Genomic DNA, 18,343 nt, shown 5'->3' with positions numbered 1-18,343 from the left:
TTTTTTATGAAATTAAATCAGTTATTTTTTCTATTAGTGAATAGTTTGGAAAAGAATAAAAAATTCCGTTGTTTTTTTTATCTTGATCAATAGCACGCAAAAAAAAATAAAATATACCTCCAAAATCACTTTTATAATTATAATTTTTTATTTTTTTTTGTAGATATTTATGTATAGCTACGGTATATATTTGATATTGTAAATCGTATCTTTTTTTAATTATTTCATTTTTTATATGTTCCTGAGAATAAAAACTATTATTTTCACCCAGCCAGTTAGATTTATAATCTAATATATAATATTTTTTTTCCCAATAAAAAACTAAATCAATGAATCCTTTTAATATTCCTTGAACTGGATTAAAAAAGAATTTTGGAGAAATTCTTGATATAGGATCAATAGATTGAATGATTTGATTTAATTCTGTGTTATATAATTTATTTTTGATAGGCAGAAAAAATTCTAATTCCTTTACACATGATTTTGCGTTTATTTGAGATAAAAAAATTTTTTTATTTCCCATTGGGGTATCAATAATATTTTTTATCCAGGAAATTAATATTGAAGTCCATTTTAACGAAATATTGTATTTTTTTAAAAAATTAGAAAACCAATTATCATTTTTTGTTTTCAAAGAATGCAGATTTTTTAATATTTCATGGATCATTAATCCAGTATTTTCACCTTTTGGAAAGTTATTTATTGTAAAAAATTTTTTATTTTCTTTCTTACTTTTTTTTAAAAATTTTTCTGAAATAATTTTTTTTTTGTTTTTTTTAGATAGTATATTTTCTTTATTTAATTTTGTGAAACTTGTTACAATCCAAATATTTTTTATATTTTTATTTAAAAAATTTGTTTTGGGTATTAAATAAATATTTTCTTTTTTTACAGGCAATTTAAAATTTTTTATATTATTTTTGATTTCTATATAATTATTCATACTCAATTTTTTTAATTGATTCAATAAATTTTCATAGTTCATGTATTTTCCAAGTTGAATAGTATATCCTAAAGCGCTCTTATGAGTATGGTTTTTATTTTTATTTTTTATTGTTTTTTTTGTTAAACATGCTATTCCAATACTACAATGAAGAATTGATCTTGTCAGTGCGACATATAAAAAACGTATATCTTCTGCTAATCTTTCTTTATCTGCTATTTTTAAACTTTCATTTTTTTGCTTTATATCAAAAAATTTTTTATTTTCTTTTTTATTATGATAAATAGATAATGGTGATTTTTTAAAATCTATACTAAAAGGTATCCAAACAATAGGATATTCTAATCCTTTCGATTTATGTATTGTGATAATTTTTACTGATTTAGATTCATTAAAACATCTAATATATTCATTATAAGATGATGGTAGTTCTTCTGATATTTTTTTTTGAAACCAACGAATTAAAAATATTTTTTTATTAAAATATTGAAATTGTTCTTGTAATAATTCTGCTATATGTAAGAAATTTAAATTTTTTTTATAATTAATATTTATTTCTTCAGGATCAGATTCTTTTTGATAATCTAATATCATTTCTTTGATCATATGGAAAATACTTATTTTTTCCCATATATTGTGATATTCATATAATTTTTCTATTATAAAGTATGTTTTTTCATTGTTTAATGTTTTTTTTTCTATAGATAATAATTTTTGAAAAATATGTGTAGAAATTGACTGTTGTAATGATTTTTCATTGTCGGGTTCTAGAATAGACTCTAATATCCATAGAAGTTCTTGAGCATCAAAAGTTTGAAATACACTATTTTTATCCGATGAATATGTTGAAATAATATTAAGTTTTTGCAATTCTTCTCTAAGAAGATCAGATTCTTTTTTATTTCTAACTAATACAGCAATATCATTAGGTTTGAGAATATTTTCTCCATTTTTAGTTGTAATTTTAGCACTCCCTGCTTTTGCACAAGTTAACCAAAAACTAATTTCGTTAGCACATTGCTTGGCAATCCAAATTTTGTAATCTTCTATATGAACTTTATCTTTTTCTTGAAAAAAAAATCTCATTGGAATTTGAGGTATTCCATTAATTGTAAATTTCATTTCTGAGTTTTTAAAAGAAGGTGTTATAGGTGTAAATGGAATGTTTTTAAAAATGAATGGATTTTTTTTCTGAGTAAACAAAAGATTGATACTTTTACACATGTTTACTGAAGAACGCCAATTAGTATCAAGATAATAGTATTTTTTTATTTTAGATTTTATATATAAGTAAGAAAAAATATCTGCTCCTCTAAAACTGTATATTGCTTGTTTGGGATCTCCAATAAGAAACAATACTGTTTTTTCATTTTTTTTATACAAAATATTAAATATTTTGTACTGTTGAATATCAGTGTCTTGAAATTCATCAATAAATGCTGCGGGATATTGTTTCCTTATTAATTTTCTAAGAAATTTTTCTTTTTTAATAGTTTGTAAAAGAATATGTAATAGATCATTAAATCCTATTAATGATTTTTTTTTCTTTTCTTTTAGTAAAAAATCGTTAATTTTTTTTACAGCGTAAACTATAATAATATTTTTTAATGAAAATTTATTTTTTAATATTTCCTCTGTCTTTTTGAAAATAATAGATTTTGAACAAATATTATCTATCGTATTTTTTTCTATGTTTTTTTTTGTGAAATATTTTAATGCAATAGGCATTTTATAATCTTCTGTTTTAGATTTTGCCCATACTGTAATATTATCAATCCATCTATCAAGATTAGATTTGGTATATATTTTTTTATTTATGTTTAAAAAATTAATTTCTTTTGGTATTGTTTGATAATGTATTAACCATATTTCTTTAAAAAAATTTATTTTTTGTATATTTTTTTGATGATATATAATTAGTTGTTTATTATTTGAAATTTTTTTAGAAAAATCAATTGATCCTGTGTAAAGAAATAGTTTTATTTTTTTTAAAAGATAAATTGGATTTTTATAATCTTGAAGAATAATATTAATAATATTTTCTGGCAAACTATAAAAACAGCGTCTCCAAAAATCTTGTGTAGCTTGTAAATATAATTGGTTTTCATTATCAATTATTTTATCTTCAAAATTTGCGTTTAAATAAAAAGTATGTAATTGTAATATATGTTGACAAAATCCATGGATTGTATATATAGAGGAGTTGTTTATATCATTATATGCTTTTTTTAGTATATAAATAGCTTCGTCTAAATCATGTATTTCTTTTAAAAAAAAATCAAGAGAAAGATCTTCAGTATTTTGATTTATACAAGTCAAATATAGATTTTTTATTCCATCTTTGATACGTATATATAATTCTTCTTTTGCTGCATTTGTATAAGTGACTACTAATATTTCATGTACTAAAAGTTTTTTTTTATGTGTTTTTTTTTCTCCCACACCTAATAATAAACGTAAATATAATAATACAATTGTAAAAGTTTTCCCTGTTCCTGCAGAAGCTTCTATTAAATTTATTCCATTAAGTAATATTTTAAATACATTCAGTTTTTCTTTGTTATTTGAGATATTCATCTTGATTTTTTATTTTTCAATATTGGTATAAGCCATTTTTCAGCTGTTTTACAAATTTCTTCTATTTTATTTTCATTTAATTGTGTAATTATTTGCTTGATATAAAAATCTTCCTTTTCTCCTTCAATATAATCATTTCCCATCCAAGTTTCTAATAATTTTTTATATCCCTTTCTCTTGTTAGAATAGTCTTTTTTTATAAAATTATTTTTTGTATCATAAACTTTATCAAGCCAAGATGCACCTGATTTTATTAGTAATAACGGTTCTTTTATGCCTTTTATGTATCCTTTAATATATTGTAAAAGATAGATATATGCTGTATTAGAATTTAAAGAAGAAAAAGTCCAAATTTGACCTTTATAACCTATTATTCTACTCTCTTTAAAACCACCTAAAAAAGAGTAAATTAAATGTTCTAACCATAGAGCAATACGATCACTATAGTTGATCGTAGTTGGTTTCCAGCGTAGTAATCCCGTATTTGCTATTTCCGGTAAAATACCATTGATTTGGTATTCTTCGATATTTGCATTAATTTTTTTTGCTTTGGTTGAATTTTTGTATTTAACTACTTTCCTCGCTATTAATTGCATTTCTTCAATATTTTTATTCCAAAATATTTTTCCAAAGAAATTATAAGGCAGTTTTCCTGAAAGTGTATAATATTCAAACAATTTCATTGTGTCTTGATTATTTATTATTGCATTCAATAAAACTTTTTTTATATGAAAAGAATCTAATTGATTTACTGAAAAAGGTTCTGTGTTATTGATTTCTTGTTTTTTTTTAAGCCGTATATTTAAATTGAAATTAAAAAAGTAGCGTATTGGATTTTTCCAAAAATTTATTAAATTTTTTAAATTAATTTGATTATATTTTTTTTTGTTTAATAAAATTTTATCGCATATATTTTTTTCAATAATTTTAATTGAATTATGACATTTTTTTTCAGTTATGGCATTTATATTATTTTTTTCATAAAAATATTTTTCTTTGTGTGTTTTACATATGTGTTTAATTATTTTTTTAGTATTATCTGCTGAATTTAAATTTTCGTCTCCTATAAAACAGAAATTTAATGCTATATAGTTTAATAGTTGATCAACTAAAATTGAAGGATATATTTTACTTTTATTTTTAATAGAATATCCAATATAACTAATATAAAAATATTTTTTAGCAGAAGATATACTTTGAGCGAATAAATAAGAATATTTTTCATAAATATTAGTATCTTCAATTAACGGATATTTTTTTAATAAGTTAAAATTATCTAAATTATTTATTTTGGGAACACTTAAATGATCTGCTCCAATAATACATATTATTTTAAATGGAATATAGCATATAGAACTAGGATCGCAAAAATTTATTGCACCAGGTGAAAAATTATCTTTATGTTTGGAAGAACATTTATAGAAAAAATTTTTTCTTAAGACATGAATTGAAATTTTTTTTGAATAATTAGATAATGAAATATCATTTATCATTTCTCTCCAATTTTTTTTGATAATTTGAATAGATTTTTCTATTTTTTTATCATAGCAAAAAAAATCACTAATTAATTGTTCGGAGATAGAATGCCAATATTTAAGATATCGTGATTTTGATAATTTTATCTGCCATTTTTTTAGTATTTTTATAAATACAATTAATTTTCCTAAAAGTTCTACTCTGGAACCATTAATCAAACTACATGATAAAATATTATTCCAAATTATTTCTGTGTTATTCATAGCACAACTAAGAAGCAGTTTTTCTATCCCGTAAAACCAAGTATTTTGTTTGTTTTTAGGAAAAGACAAATAATCTTTATGTTTGCAATCAATAGCCCATCGAATATTTGCTTCTTCTATCCAATTATATAAAATTTTTATCTCTTCTTCTGAAAAATCAAATTTTTTTGCTATTTCGGGAATATCGAGTAATTCTAATATTTCTTCATTTTCAAAACGACTATTTGATAAATTTAATATTTTTTTGAAACAAGATAGTATTATTGTTGTTTTTTTTGAAGAATTCTTAGAGATAAAAAAAGGAATTTGTTTTTGATTATCTACTGATGTAAATATTGAATGAATTGATGAAATATAAGAATTGAGTGAAAAAGATGTTACTACTATATCGCTAGGTTTTATTGATGAATCTTCACGGAAAAATATTAATAATTTTTCATATAATATTTCAATTTCATTTTTTTCATTAAAACAAATATTTATAGAAATTGAATTATCTGTTAATTTTAAAAATCTTTTTTTTTTAATTCATAACTTTGAAATAAATCGTTTTGAATATTGTTTAGTAAAGTTTTATTTTTATTTTTTTTAAAACAATTAATAATTTTAACTTTTTTAGAATTAATGATATATAAGTTATAAATTTTTTCATATTGTCCCCATAATGTTATTAATGAGTTTTTTAATGCATGTTTTTTTTCTATTTTTTGACATGAAAAAAATTGATTTTTTTGAATTGAATTGAATAGATTATTTTTACAAGGTGTGATATATAAAAAATAAATGTTAATATATATACTTATTTTTTTAAAAAATTTTATATAAGAAGCATTTAATGCAAAAGAAGAAATAATAAAACAGCGATTAGGTAGTTGTTTTTTTTTTATTTTTTTTTCTTTGATTAATTTTTGAACAATATAAAATAAATTTGAAAAATGATAAATAGATTGATTTGTTTTTTTCGTATTATATATCATTTTCATCCATAATTTTATTTGCCATTTTTCATTTTCATCAGTCGTTAATATTTTTTTTTCTCTCTCCCATTGATTGATCCAATGAGGACGATAAAAAATGTATTTTTTAAATATTTTCGCCATTAAATATGAAAATTTAAATTTTTGTATTTGATCTTCTTTTATGTTGTAATTTTTAAAAAATTTTTTATTATCCAATATTGTCATAATTTTCCAAGTCATCATGGAATGAGTAAATGTGTTTTGTAAATCATGATCAGATAATATTATTTGAAATAATTTCCATATAAAGTTATTAGGATGATATAATTTGAAATTAGCAGAAATTCCTATTTTTTGAGCAAAAAATATATTTAAGTATTGAAATAAAACTTTATTCTCATAAAGAATAATCTCTTTATTAAAAATGTTAGAAAGAGGTTTTTTTTCAATAACATTATATGCTTTTAATAATAGCACATCTAGTGAGTTCGATTTATAAACTGTAAACATAGTAATCTATTCTTTAAAATACTTGTAAATTTCATTTTTTTAATTTTAATTTTTTATTGTTTTTTATAAAAATTCACATCTAATTGAGGATAAGGAATACTAATATTATTTTTATCCAGTTCTTTTTTAAAATTAGCCATTAAATCCCAATATACTGCATTTAAATCGTTATTTTTACTCCAACAACGTACTATAAAATTTAAAGAAGATGGTGCCAATTCACTAAGTCCTACAATGATGTCTCTATCTTTAATTACTCGTTCTTCTTTTTCTATGACTCTGCGTAATACTTTTATTACTACATCAATATCACTATCATAAGATACACTAATGATAAACTCATTACGACGCGCGGATTCTCTTGAATAATTGATAATATTACCAGAAATAATTTTATTGTTAGGAACTACTACAATTTTTCCATCTAATGTACGAAGTGTCGTATAAAAAACATGAATATTTAATACTGTTCCTGCAACACTTCCGAGATTGACATATTCTCCAGTTTTCAAAGGTCTAAGTGTAACTAATAATACACCAGCTGCAAAGTTAGATAAAGAACCTTGTAAAGCTAAACCTATTGCCATACCAGCAGCTCCTAATATAGCAATTACCGACGTTGTTTGTACTCCGATTCTACCTAATGCAGCAATTAGCGTAAAAGTAATAATAATATATCGCATTAATGTAGAAAGAAAACCAGCAATAGTAGCATCAATATTGCGAGTAATTAATACTTGGTTAACACCATTTGATATAATTTTAGATATAAACATTCCAGCAACTAAAATAATAATAGCAGATGTCAAGTTTACTATATATCCGAGTAATAATTCTTGATTTCGTATTAACCAATTTCCTGCGTGATTTATATCGTTTACTACGTTTAATTCATCTATCATAATCTTTCTATCTTTTTTATTAATGAAAATTTACGATTATTTATTTTAATAAATAGTCTATGTTTAATAAAGTTATTTTCGGAGAATATTTTTATTTATTCCCCGGAATAAAACGAAAATTTTTTATAAAATATGAAAGGCGTTTAAATCTCTAAATGATTTTTCTAACCTATTTGACATCGATTTCTGTGAATGTCTTATCCATGATCTTGGATCATAGTATTTTTTATTAGGTTGATTTTTATCAATCTTATTCCCTAATTGATTTTGCAAAAAATCCTTATTTTTTTTATAAAAATCTAATACACCTTTCCATGCGGCCCATTGTATATCAGTATCAATATTCATTTTAACGATTCCATATTTAATGGATTCATTAATTTCTTTTAAATTCGAACCTGAACCTCCATGAAATACTAAATTTAATGGGTTTTTTCCTAAATTGTGCTTAACACTTACGAATTTTTGTGAATTTTTCAAAATAATAGGTCTAAGATCAATATTACCGGTTTGATAAACACCATGTATGTTGCCAAATGAAGCGGCAATGCTAAAATTTTTACTAATTTGATTTAATTCTTCATAAGCATAATTCACATCTTGAGGCTGCGTATAAAGTAATTTTTTATCTATTGTAGTATTGTCAATACCATCTTCTTCTCCTCCTGTACATCCTAACTCTATTTCTAGCATCATATTAATATTTTTCATTTTTTTAAAATATTTCTTACAAGTATAAATGTTTTCTTCTAGACTTTCTCTTGATAAATCAATCATATGAGAAGTAAATAGAGGTCTATTGTTACTATAAAAATATTTTTCACCCTCTTCTAATAGTCCGTCAATCCATGGTAATATTTCTTTTGAACAATGATCAGTATGAAGTATCACTGGTATTTCATAGTACTTTGCCATTAAATGTACATGTTGAGCTCCAGATATAGAACCTTTTATTGCCTGTTCTTGAAACATAGAAGTTCTATTTTGATAACCTGCAATAAAAGAAGCGCCTCCATGAGAAAACTGTATAATAACTGGCGATTTTACTCTAGCAGCAGTTTCTAAAACAGTATTGATCGAATCAGTTCCTATGCAATTTACAGCTGGTATTGCAAATTGTTTTTTTTTAGCTAATTCAAATACTATTTGGGCTTCATCACCATTCATAACACCGGGTTTAATAATATTTAAAATATTCAATTTTTTTCCTATTAATTATTTATTTTTTTTAGAATGTTCTTCTAACATATGTATTGCAGGTAGTTTTTTCCCTTCTATAAATTCTAAAAAAGCTCCTCCTCCAGTAGATATATAAGAGATATTGTTATTTATATTAAACATGTCAATGACAGATAATGTATCCCCTCCTCCTGCTATAGAAAAGGCATCGCTGTGTGCAATTGTTTTTGCAATGATTTCAGTACCGTGTCTAAAGTTTGGAAATTCAAATACTCCGACTGGTCCATTCCAAATAATTGTTTTAGAGTTTTTAAGAACATTGACAATTTTTTTGATGGTTTCATCACCAAAATCCATAATCTCTTCATCTTTTTTAATATTTTTAGGTGATTTAATTACAGATTCTGCATTTTTACAAAATTGTTTTCCAACACGAGAATCAATAGGTACAATAATGTTGTACTTATCACGTAATTTTTTAGCTTCTAATACAAAATCTGGTTCATATAATGACTTGCCTATTTGATGATCAATAGCTAAAAAAGTATTTGCTATACCTCCACCCACTATTATTGCATCTGAAATTTTAGCTAATTTGTTTAATATATTAAACTTAGTTGATACCTTTGCACCTCCAACTATAGCCACCATTGGACGTTTTGGTTTTTTTAATGCTTTTTTTAAGGCATTTATTTCGTTTATCAAAAGTAATCCAGCGCATGCAATCTTAACAAACTTTCCTATTCCATAAGTAGATGATTGCATTCTATGCGCGCTTCCAAATGCATCCATTATAAATATATCACAAAGATTAGCATATTTTTGAGATAGTTCATCACTATTATTTAGTTCTCCTTTATTAAAACGAGTGTTTTCTAAAATTGCAATTTCTCCTGGATTAATTTGAATATCATTTAAAAAATTATGAGAAAAATATATTTTTTTGTTTGTAAATTTTTTTTTAAAATATTTAAATATTGGCAGCAAAGAGTATTTTTTTGTATAATGCCCTTCCTCAGGTCTCCCTAAATGAGACATGACAATGACTCTTGCATTTTTTTTCAGAGCTAATTCAATGGTAGGAAGAGCTGCTACTATTCTTGCATCAGATTGAATAACTCCATTTTCTATTGGAACGTTTAGATCGCTTCTTATTAAGACTGTTTTTCCAGTCATATTGATTTCAGTCATTTTTTTTATAGTCATAACAATACCTTTTTATAGTGACTTTTATACAATTAATTACTTTTAATATTTTATCTTTTTCTTTATAAAATTTATTTTAACCTGTTATTCTACAAATAACAGGTTAAAAAGAAAATATTTTATTCTAATTTTTAAACCATGCTCTAATTCCATCAAGAAACATTTGAGTAGAAAGCATTATTAAAACTAAACCCATAAGACGTTCTAAAGCATTTACTCCTTTTGAACCAAATAATTTCAGAAAAAAATTAGATAATAATAATATTATAACGGTAAAGCACCATGCAATTAGCAATGATCCAACTAAATAAAACATATGATTTAAATATTGATGTGATAGCAACATTAATGTTGCTAATAAAGATGGTCCTGCAACTAACGGTATAGCTAAAGGAACTAAAAAAGGTTCTTCATATGAAGCTGTTTCATTATTATCTTCAGAAGGAAAAATCATTTTTATAGCAATTAAAAATAAAATAATACCTCCAGATATTGAAACAGTTTCAGTTTTTAAATTTAAAACAACAAGTATTTTTTCCCCAACAAACAAGAATAACAGCATAACAATTAATGCTATAATCATTTCACGTATAACTACAATTCGTCGTCTTTTTGTTTCTAGGTGTTTTAATATTGTCATAAATATTGGAAGATTTCCTAAAGGATCCATAATTAGAATTAGTAATATAGTTGTAGAAATTATCTCAGTCATTTTAATTTCAAATATCCTTTTAAAGTTATTCTTTTTTTATGTAAAATATTGTTTTTATTATAAAATTATGATTTTATATTATATTTATAATTCAAATAAAATTCTCTTTTATAATATTTTTATTAAAAATTTTTTATATACTTTAGAAAGTATATATTTTCTTATATAAAATTTTTAATTATTAATTGATATTCTTTTTCTGATTATTTTTAGGAGCCGGAAAACGTTTTGCTTAACTGCATTTATTATTAATTTTGATAAAAATTGTTGTTAATGTAAATCATCCGTGTATTTATTGATGATGAAAATTGTAGGTTTAGTCGGTTGGCGCGGAATGGTCGGATCAGTTTTATTAAAACGAATGCAAGAAGAAAGTGATTTTTTAAAAATCAATCCTGTATTTTTTTCAACATCGCAATTTGGTGAAAGAAGTTCTCTTATAAAAAATATATCACATAATGTTTTAGAAAATGCTTATAATATTGATGTATTAAAAGAAATGGATATTATAGTTACATGCCAAGGAGGTGTTTATACCGAAGAAATTTATCCAAAATTACGCAATAATGGTTGGAAGGGTTATTGGATAGATGCAGCTTCTAATTTAAGAATGAAAAGTGATTCTTTGATCATATTAGATCCAGTTAATTATAATTTTATACAAAATTCTATAAATAAAGGAATTAAAACTTTTGTGGGAGGTAATTGTACTATTAGTTTAATGTTAATGTCTTTAGGAGGATTATTTGAACAAGAACTAATTGAATGGGTTTCTGTTTCTACTTATCAGGCAGCATCTGGTGCAGGTGCGCGTCATATGATAGAATTGTTAAAGCAGATGGGTAAGTTATATAATGTTGTAGAAGAAGATTTATCAAAAGACTCTTCTTCGATTTTAAATATTGAATATAAAGTAACACAAGCATCTCGTAGTTTTGATTTTCCTGTAAAAAATTTTTCTGTTCCATTAGCTGGCAGTTTAATACCTTGGATCGATACAGAAATGAATAATGGTCAAAGTCGAGAAGAATGGAAAGGTCAAGCTGAAACTAATAAAATTTTAGAAACTAAAAATCCAATTTTAATCGATGGTATATGTGTTCGAATAGGTTCTCTTCGTTGTCATAGTCAATCGTTTGTTATTAAATTAAAAAAAGATCTTTCCTTAGAAAATGTAGAGGAAATTATTAAAAATCATAATCAGTGGGTTAATATCATTCCAAATCATGTACAAGATACATTATTAAAATTAACTCCATCTGTTGTGACTAATACATTAAATATACCAATAGGTCGTTTGAGAAAATTAAATATGGGTAAAAAATATTTATCTGCTTTTACTGTCGGAGATCAACTTTTATGGGGAGCTGCAGAACCTTTAAGAAGAATGTTAAATATATTAATTAATTTGTAACATGTTTTTTATTTTTAAAATAAAAAAATTTTTTTAAATATATACACTATATTTTTATATATAAAGTAATTATATAATAAAATTTCAGTGTATATATTCATATTTAATTATTATCAAAAACTTTTTTAATTTTATAAATTACAATCCCTTTTTTAATAGATAACGATAAGGTTTTACTGTTATTTCATGTTTTAATAACTGATGTTCCATAAAATAACAAAAGCTTGGTATGTCTCTTTTAGTTGCAGGATCATCTGATAAAACTAATACTTTTTCATCTTTTTTCATTTTTCGAATTGTTTTTCTTATTACCATAATAGGTTCTGGACATCGAAGTCCAATTAAATTTAGTATAATTTTTTTTTTTCATATTTTTAATCAAATAGGTTTTCAATGAATTTTTTTATCGATTTTTATAAAAAATAAAATAAAAATAATTAATAAATTTATTAATTATTATCATATAGTTTTTTTGATAAAATATAATCGTTTACAGAATCTGGCAAGAGAGTATGGGAATTTTTTCCTGCAGAATAATTTTCTCTTATTCTACTAGAAGAAATATTAATAGGCGATGTGTTCGAAAAAAAAATTAATCCAAATGATTTTTGATGTAGCAAATTAAAATCGTTCACAATATTAGAATTAATCCATTTTTTTAATTCATTATTAATAACGTTATTTTTATTTTTTCTAGGACAAATTAATAAGTGAGAGTATAATAATATTTTTTTCCAATCTTTCCAGAGATGAAATTTTTTTAGATTATCCTCTCCTATTATAAAGCATAAAGGTCTTTTATAACTTATTTTTTTTCTAATTTTTTTTAAAGTATCTACAGTATAAAAAAATGTTTTTTTTTTGTCTCTAAATAACTTATCTCAAATAGAGGATTTTTATCAATAGCAATTTGAATCATTTTTATTTTATCTTCTATAGACGTTTTAGTTATATTTCGATGAGGGGGGTAGTTATTTGGTAAAAATATTATTTTTTCTATGAATATCTCTTTAGCTATTTTTTCAGCGGAATGAATATGTCCATAATGAATAGGATCAAAATTTCCACCGAAAATTGCATGTAATTTTTTCATTTTTATTTATTAATACATAGTATAAAAGTTAATTTTTTTAATTGATCCCAAACATCATCATTATATTTTTTTTTGATGTTTATTTCTATATTTACAAGCAATTGAATTGCTTTTAATAAATTATTGTTGTGGATTTTTTTAAAAGCATTTAAAAAAAAATTATATCTTGTATTCCAAATATTATTTTTCTCTAACAGTATATGTATACTTACTTTTTTTTCACGTTTAATGTAAATTAATTTTAATAAATCTTTTTGTAAAGCGCGTACTAGAATAAGAGGATTATATTTTTTTTTACAAAAAATATTTAGTACATGAATAGATTTTTCTATCTGACCTTGAAATATATAATTAATCCAATCTAATGAAGATAAATCAAAAAAATCAATAATAATTTTTTTTATTTTTTCTGTTGTGATATAAATGTTAGGCCATGTTATTGATAGTATATCTAAAATTTTATATATAAATAAAGTATCTCCTTGATAATATTTACATAATAAAAAAAATGCTTTTTCTTCTAAATTTATATTTTTTTCTTTAATCTCATATTTTATCCAATTAATAAAATATGAATTATATGGTGTACAACAAGAAACTATATTAAATTTTTTAAATTTGTCTAGTAATTTATTGTTTTTAATAAAATTAGATAAATGATTAAATTTTAATATTGCCAAAATATCTGTATTCAATAAAGAGAATATTTCTTTAAGAAATTTAATTACTGTGTTATTTATTTTTTTTATAATAAAGTTAATAACTAAAGTCGTTTTTTTGAAAAATAAGTTTCTAGTTTTGTAAAATAAAATTATTTTCTCACAATCTTTATCTTTTTCTATATCAATTACAACTTTTTTTGAAAAGCCTTTTTGATATGCAAAATTTAATATCAAATCTTGATTTCTTTGCAATAAAAAAAGATCCTCTCCTAAAAAAATATAAAAAGAATTCAATTGTTGCATTATTTTTTTTTTTATTTGTTCTGGTTTTATACTTTTCATATATAAGTTGCAGCATTATTTTAAATATAATTTTTTAATTTTATGTTACAAAGTTTATGATTTTTCTGGGAACGTATATTATTTTTTTAATTTTAATATTTTCTAGATATTTTTGAATTATGGGTTTGTTTTGAACTCGTAAAAATATTTCTTCTTTAGTTAAATTATTATGTATTTCTACAGTGCACCGTGTTTTTCCATTAATTTGAGCAGCAATAGTATGATATTTTTTTAATAGAATATTTTTTTCAAAGAGCGGCCATCTTTCATTGTCAATAGATTTTTTTTTATGAAAACAGTTCCAAACAAAGAAACAGAAATGAGGTATAAATGGGTAAAGCATTTTAATTATGCAAATTAAGGATTCTCGCATAATAGATTTATCTTGTTCTTCTTTTATTGAAGCTTTTGCTAGTTTATTTACAAATTCCATAATTGTAGAAATAGCAGTATTAAATGCTTTTCGACGACTTATATCATCTGAAACTTTAGCAATAGTTTTATGTAACTGATAACGTAATTCACTTTGCTGAAAATTTAAAAAATTAAAATTCATTTTTTGATGTGTATTTTGTATGTTAATATAACTGAATATTAATTTCCAGAGTTTTTTTAGAAAACGATGTATTCCTTTTACACCAGATTCTTTCCATTCTAATGAAGCTTCTACGGGGGCGGCAAACATAATAAATAAACGGATTGTATCGGCTCCATAACGTTGAATTATTATTTCTGGTTCAATTCCATTGTTTTTTGATTTAGACATCTTGATCATTCCAGCATAAACTAATTCCTTTCCTTTTTTATTATATGATTTAACAATCTCTCCTTTTGAATTACGCTCAATTAATACTGATGATACATTCAACCAATTGCGTTGAAAGTTTTTGTCAATCTCGTAAAAAGCTTCAGCAAGAACCATTCCTTGACATAATAAATTCTTTACAGGTTCGTCGGAATAAACTAATTGAAAATCACGCAGTAATTTATGATAAAATCTAAAATACATTAAATGCATGGTTGCATGTTCTATTCCACCAATATATTGATCGACAGGTAGCCAATATTTTGATGTTTTAGAATTTATCATTCCCGTTTTAAAATTTGGACAAGTGTATCTTATATAGTACCAAGATGATTCCATAAATGTGTCAAAAGTATCTGTTTCTCTAACAGCGCATGTATTTTTGATAAAAATCTTAGCCCAATTAGAATCAGGATTGATAGGTTTTTTTAATGAATTGATATTTTGTTGGATTTCTGGCAAAACTACAGGTAATTGATCTTCTGGTATTGCTACTATTTTCCCGTTTTTTAATTTTGCCATTGGAATAGGAGCGCCCCAATAACGTTGTCTTGATACGCACCAGTCTTGCAACTTATAATTAATTTTTTCTTTTAATATTTTCTTTTTGTATAGTATTTTTTTTATTTTTTCACTACTATCTTTATAGTTTAATCCATCGAATTCTTTAGAATTAAATAATATTCCTTTTATATCTATAAAAGAGGTGTATGAACTTGTTTCTAGATTATGAGGATTTAAAATAACGTATTTAATTTTTATATTATTTTTAACCGCAAAATGCCAATCATTTTGATTGTGTCCAGGAACAGATAGAACTGCATTTGCAGCATATTCTTTCATAGTAAAAATTGAAATCCAAATTGGTATTTTTTTTCCTGTGATCGGATGAATAACAAATAAATTGGTATTAATTCCAATATATTTAAATATTTTAAGTTCTTCTAGTGAGATGTATTTATATTTTTTTATGAACTCTTTAATTTTTTCATTTTTTTTGGATAAATATTTAGATAATCCATGACAAATGGATATTGAAACATATGTAATACCCATTATCAGATCTAATCTATTGGTAAATACTTTTAATTTTTTAGAAACGTTTAAAATATCTAACGTAATTTGAAATCCTTTTACACGTCCGATCCAATTTTTTTGCATATTTTTTACATTTTTCGGCCAATCAGTTAATTTTTTTAAATCTTGATATAAAATTTCAGCATATTTTCTAATTTTTATAAACCATTGTGGAATTTTTTTTATTTTTATTTTATTTTGACATCTCCAACAACAACCATCAATAACTTGTTCATTAGCTAAAACAGTTTTATCATAAGAGCACCAATTAACTAAACTATTTTTTTTGTAGACTAATTTTTTTTCATATAATTTAGTAAAAAACCATTGTTCCCAACGGTAATATTCTGGATTACATGTAGTTATCTCACGACTCCAATCATAACTGAAACCCAGTGATTGAAGTTGATTTTTCATGTACTTTATATTTTTTTCTGTCCAAGAAGAAGGAGTTGCATTATTTTTTATAGCGGCTTCTTCAGCGGGTAATCCAAAAGCGTCCCATCCCATTGGTTGCAAGACATTTTTTCCCAACATTCTTTGATATCGAGCAATAACATCACTAATAGTATAGTTTCTAACGTGACCCATATGTAATTTGCCTGAAGGATATGGCAGCATGGGAAGACAATAATATTTTTCTTTTGTACAATCTTCTTTGACTTCAAAAGTTTTATTTTTTTTCCAATATTCTTGTACATACAGTTCTATTTTTTTTGGTGAATATTCTTTTTCCATTTTTTTCTCTAAAAGCAACATTTAATAAATATAATTTTTTTAATATTAATCAAAAAATAATTTTATTTTTTCAAACCTGAAAAATTAGTTTTATTTTTATTCTGTTAAAACGGGTATTTTATTCTCGGGAATAGTGACATGTATTTGTATAACTTTTCTGCTATCTGCTATAGAAATTTTAAAAGAATAACCGTCAATATTAATACTTTCACCACGACTTGGTAAATGACCAAATTCTTTCATTACTAACCCTCCTATAGTATCTACTTCTTCATCACTAAAGTTAGTATTAAAAGTTTCATTAAATTCTTTTATTTCTGTAAGTGCTCTAATAGAAAATGTACATTTTTGCAATTTTCTAATGTTTAATGTTTCTTCGTCATCATATTCATCTTCAATTTCTCCAACGATCAATTCAAGGATGTCTTCTATAGTTACTAAACCTGAAACAACTCCAAATTCATCTATTACTATAGCCATATGATTTCTTTTTGAGCGAAATTCTTTTAACATTCTATCTACATATTTACTTTCTGGTACTACAACAGCTGGTCGTAATATATTTTTTATAAAAAAAACATTTTTTTGATTTTTCATAAACGGAAGTAAATCTTTAGCAATTAAAAACCCTTCAACATAATTATTATCACTACTCATTACTGGAAAACGAGAATGTGCAGATTCAATAATAATATCGAGGCATTGAGTTAAATTGTAATTTAACTTTAATGTTATCATTTGTGTTCTTGGAATCATAATTTCTTTTATTCTTTTTTTAACAATATGCATAACTCCTTCTAACATATCACAAGTATCTTGATCAATTAGTTCATTTTGTTCTGAATCGCGAATTAATGCTAATAATTCTTCTCTATTTTTAGGTTCATCATGAAAAATTTGATTTAATAAAATAGAAAAAAAACCTTTTCTATTTATTTTATCACAGTTCTGTGAATGCTTATCACTCATAGTATTAAATTATCTATTTTGAAATATGTTTTACTATTCTATTGTAGAAATGCCTGAGTTAAAATATTTTTTATACAAGATTAATAATTTTTTAAAACATGTGGCTTTTTATAATTCAAAGATTCCATTATCTTGTTTTCAATTTTTTCCATAAGATCTGTTTCTTTATTATTTTGATGATCATAGCCTAATAAATGTAGTGTGCCATGTATTGTAATATGAGCCCAATGTGATTCTAATGATTTATTATACTTTAAAGATTCTTGTTCGATTATATTTTTGCATAATACTAAATCTCCTAACAATTTATAATTAAATTTAATATATTCATTAAAAGAAAACGATAAAATATTTGTTGGTTTATTTTTTTTTCTATAAGTAAAATTTAATTTTTGAATTTCTAATTCATCTACGATACGTATCGTTATTATGTTAGTATTTTTTTTTTATATAAAATTTTTTTTATCCATTTTTTAAAATGCAATTTTTTGGGTATATTTTGATTATTTTTACAAC

The 18,343-nt window shown here is 23.5% G+C and carries 14 protein-coding genes and 1 pseudogene; 2 read left to right on the top strand and 13 right to left on the bottom strand.

The genetic code is table 11. The features are described from left to right. Window positions 1-4 precede the first annotated feature (4 nt). Both recB and ACTP5B_RS02505 read right to left on the bottom strand, forming a co-directional pair. Window positions 5-3,520 carry an exodeoxyribonuclease V subunit beta gene (recB, locus tag ACTP5B_RS02510; protein WP_464829705.1) on the bottom strand — a complete coding sequence of 1,172 codons (3,516 nt, stop codon included), beginning with the start codon at window positions 3,518-3,520 and terminating at the stop codon, window positions 5-7. Continuing rightward, on the bottom strand, window positions 3,517-5,328 hold the full coding sequence (locus ACTP5B_RS02505; protein ID WP_464829704.1) for a hypothetical protein: 1,812 nt from the start codon (window positions 5,326-5,328) through the stop codon (window positions 3,517-3,519). Before ACTP5B_RS02505 ends, recB begins: the two co-directional genes overlap by 4 nt. A gap of 13 nt (window positions 5,329-5,341) precedes the next feature. On the opposite strand from ACTP5B_RS02505, the gene ACTP5B_RS02500 reads away from it, so the two are divergent. Continuing rightward, complete coding sequence (locus ACTP5B_RS02500) at window positions 5,342-5,575, top strand: hypothetical protein (RefSeq protein ID WP_464829703.1); 234 nt, start codon at window positions 5,342-5,344, stop codon at window positions 5,573-5,575. A 190-nt stretch (window positions 5,576-5,765) separates the two neighbouring features. Here ACTP5B_RS02500 and ACTP5B_RS02495 read toward each other — a convergent pair whose 3' ends face one another. From ACTP5B_RS02495 to ACTP5B_RS02475, 5 genes are all read right to left on the bottom strand, one after another. Next, window positions 5,766-6,728 (bottom strand): exodeoxyribonuclease V subunit gamma, encoded by a 963-nt coding sequence (locus ACTP5B_RS02495; protein WP_464829701.1) that lies wholly within the window; start codon window positions 6,726-6,728, stop codon window positions 5,766-5,768. A gap of 53 nt (window positions 6,729-6,781) precedes the next feature. After that, window positions 6,782-7,627: a small-conductance mechanosensitive channel MscS gene (gene mscS / locus ACTP5B_RS02490; protein WP_464829760.1), complete on the bottom strand. Its 846-nt coding sequence runs from the start codon at window positions 7,625-7,627 to the stop codon at window positions 6,782-6,784. Window positions 7,628-7,753: 126 nt separating this feature from the next. Further along, on the bottom strand, window positions 7,754-8,830 hold the full coding sequence (gene fbaA / locus ACTP5B_RS02485; protein ID WP_464829699.1) for a class II fructose-bisphosphate aldolase: 1,077 nt from the start codon (window positions 8,828-8,830) through the stop codon (window positions 7,754-7,756). Window positions 8,831-8,845: 15 nt separating this feature from the next. Next, window positions 8,846-10,015 carry a phosphoglycerate kinase gene (locus tag ACTP5B_RS02480; RefSeq protein WP_464829697.1) on the bottom strand — a complete coding sequence of 390 codons (1,170 nt, stop codon included), beginning with the start codon at window positions 10,013-10,015 and terminating at the stop codon, window positions 8,846-8,848. 124 nt (window positions 10,016-10,139) lie between these two features. Further along, entirely contained in the window at window positions 10,140-10,727 is a 588-nt protein-coding gene (locus ACTP5B_RS02475) for a YhgN family NAAT transporter (RefSeq protein ID WP_464829694.1), read from the bottom strand. A gap of 301 nt (window positions 10,728-11,028) precedes the next feature. Between ACTP5B_RS02475 and asd the strand changes: the two genes are divergently transcribed. Continuing rightward, window positions 11,029-12,141 (top strand): aspartate-semialdehyde dehydrogenase, encoded by a 1,113-nt coding sequence (gene asd, locus ACTP5B_RS02470; protein ID WP_464829758.1) that lies wholly within the window; start codon window positions 11,029-11,031, stop codon window positions 12,139-12,141. Between the two features lie 138 nt (window positions 12,142-12,279). On the opposite strand, the gene tusA is transcribed toward asd, so the two are convergent. From tusA to ybeY, 6 genes and pseudogenes are all read right to left on the bottom strand, one after another. Beyond that, window positions 12,280-12,498, bottom strand: coding sequence for a sulfurtransferase TusA (tusA, locus tag ACTP5B_RS02465; RefSeq protein WP_464829756.1), 219 nt, complete (start codon window positions 12,496-12,498; stop codon window positions 12,280-12,282). Window positions 12,499-12,590: 92 nt separating this feature from the next. Next, a pseudogene (gene nadD, locus ACTP5B_RS02460) lies at window positions 12,591-13,234 on the bottom strand (nicotinate-nucleotide adenylyltransferase). A 2-nt stretch (window positions 13,235-13,236) separates the two neighbouring features. Then, window positions 13,237-14,238: a DNA polymerase III subunit delta gene (holA, locus tag ACTP5B_RS02455; RefSeq protein WP_464829692.1), complete on the bottom strand. Its 1,002-nt coding sequence runs from the start codon at window positions 14,236-14,238 to the stop codon at window positions 13,237-13,239. Window positions 14,239-14,278: 40 nt separating this feature from the next. Then, window positions 14,279-16,858, bottom strand: a complete 2,580-nt coding sequence (leuS, locus tag ACTP5B_RS02450) for a leucine--tRNA ligase (protein ID WP_464829690.1) — start codon at window positions 16,856-16,858, stop codon at window positions 14,279-14,281. A 96-nt stretch (window positions 16,859-16,954) separates the two neighbouring features. Then, window positions 16,955-17,827 carry a CNNM family magnesium/cobalt transport protein CorC gene (corC, locus tag ACTP5B_RS02445; RefSeq protein ID WP_464829688.1) on the bottom strand — a complete coding sequence of 291 codons (873 nt, stop codon included), beginning with the start codon at window positions 17,825-17,827 and terminating at the stop codon, window positions 16,955-16,957. An 80-nt stretch (window positions 17,828-17,907) separates the two neighbouring features. Next, window positions 17,908-18,225 carry an rRNA maturation RNase YbeY gene (gene ybeY, locus ACTP5B_RS02440; RefSeq protein WP_464829754.1) on the bottom strand — a complete coding sequence of 106 codons (318 nt, stop codon included), beginning with the start codon at window positions 18,223-18,225 and terminating at the stop codon, window positions 17,908-17,910. Between the last annotated feature and the right edge of the window lie 118 nt (window positions 18,226-18,343).

The sequence above is a fragment of the Buchnera sp. (in: enterobacteria) genome (assembly GCF_056343165.1).
Note: the sequence above shows the minus strand (reverse complement) of the source record. Positions and strands in the feature narration are given on the sequence as shown.

Excerpts from the sequence above, each read along its gene's own strand:
- recB (WP_464829705.1), bottom strand. The coding sequence starts at position 3,520 with ATGAATATCTCAAATAACAAAGAAAAACTGAATGTATTTAAAATATTA.
- ACTP5B_RS02495 (WP_464829701.1), bottom strand. The coding sequence starts at position 6,728 with ATGTTTACAGTTTATAAATCGAACTCACTAGATGTGCTATTATTAAAA.
- ACTP5B_RS02480 (WP_464829697.1), bottom strand. The coding sequence starts at position 10,015 with ATGACTATAAAAAAAATGACTGAAATCAATATGACTGGAAAAACAGTC.
- ACTP5B_RS02475 (WP_464829694.1), bottom strand. The coding sequence starts at position 10,727 with ATGACTGAGATAATTTCTACAACTATATTACTAATTCTAATTATGGAT.
- asd (WP_464829758.1), top strand. The coding sequence starts at position 11,029 with ATGAAAATTGTAGGTTTAGTCGGTTGGCGCGGAATGGTCGGATCAGTT.
- holA (WP_464829692.1), bottom strand. The coding sequence starts at position 14,238 with ATGAAAAGTATAAAACCAGAACAAATAAAAAAAAAAATAATGCAACAA.
- leuS (WP_464829690.1), bottom strand. The coding sequence starts at position 16,858 with ATGGAAAAAGAATATTCACCAAAAAAAATAGAACTGTATGTACAAGAA.
- corC (WP_464829688.1), bottom strand. The coding sequence starts at position 17,827 with ATGAGTGATAAGCATTCACAGAACTGTGATAAAATAAATAGAAAAGGT.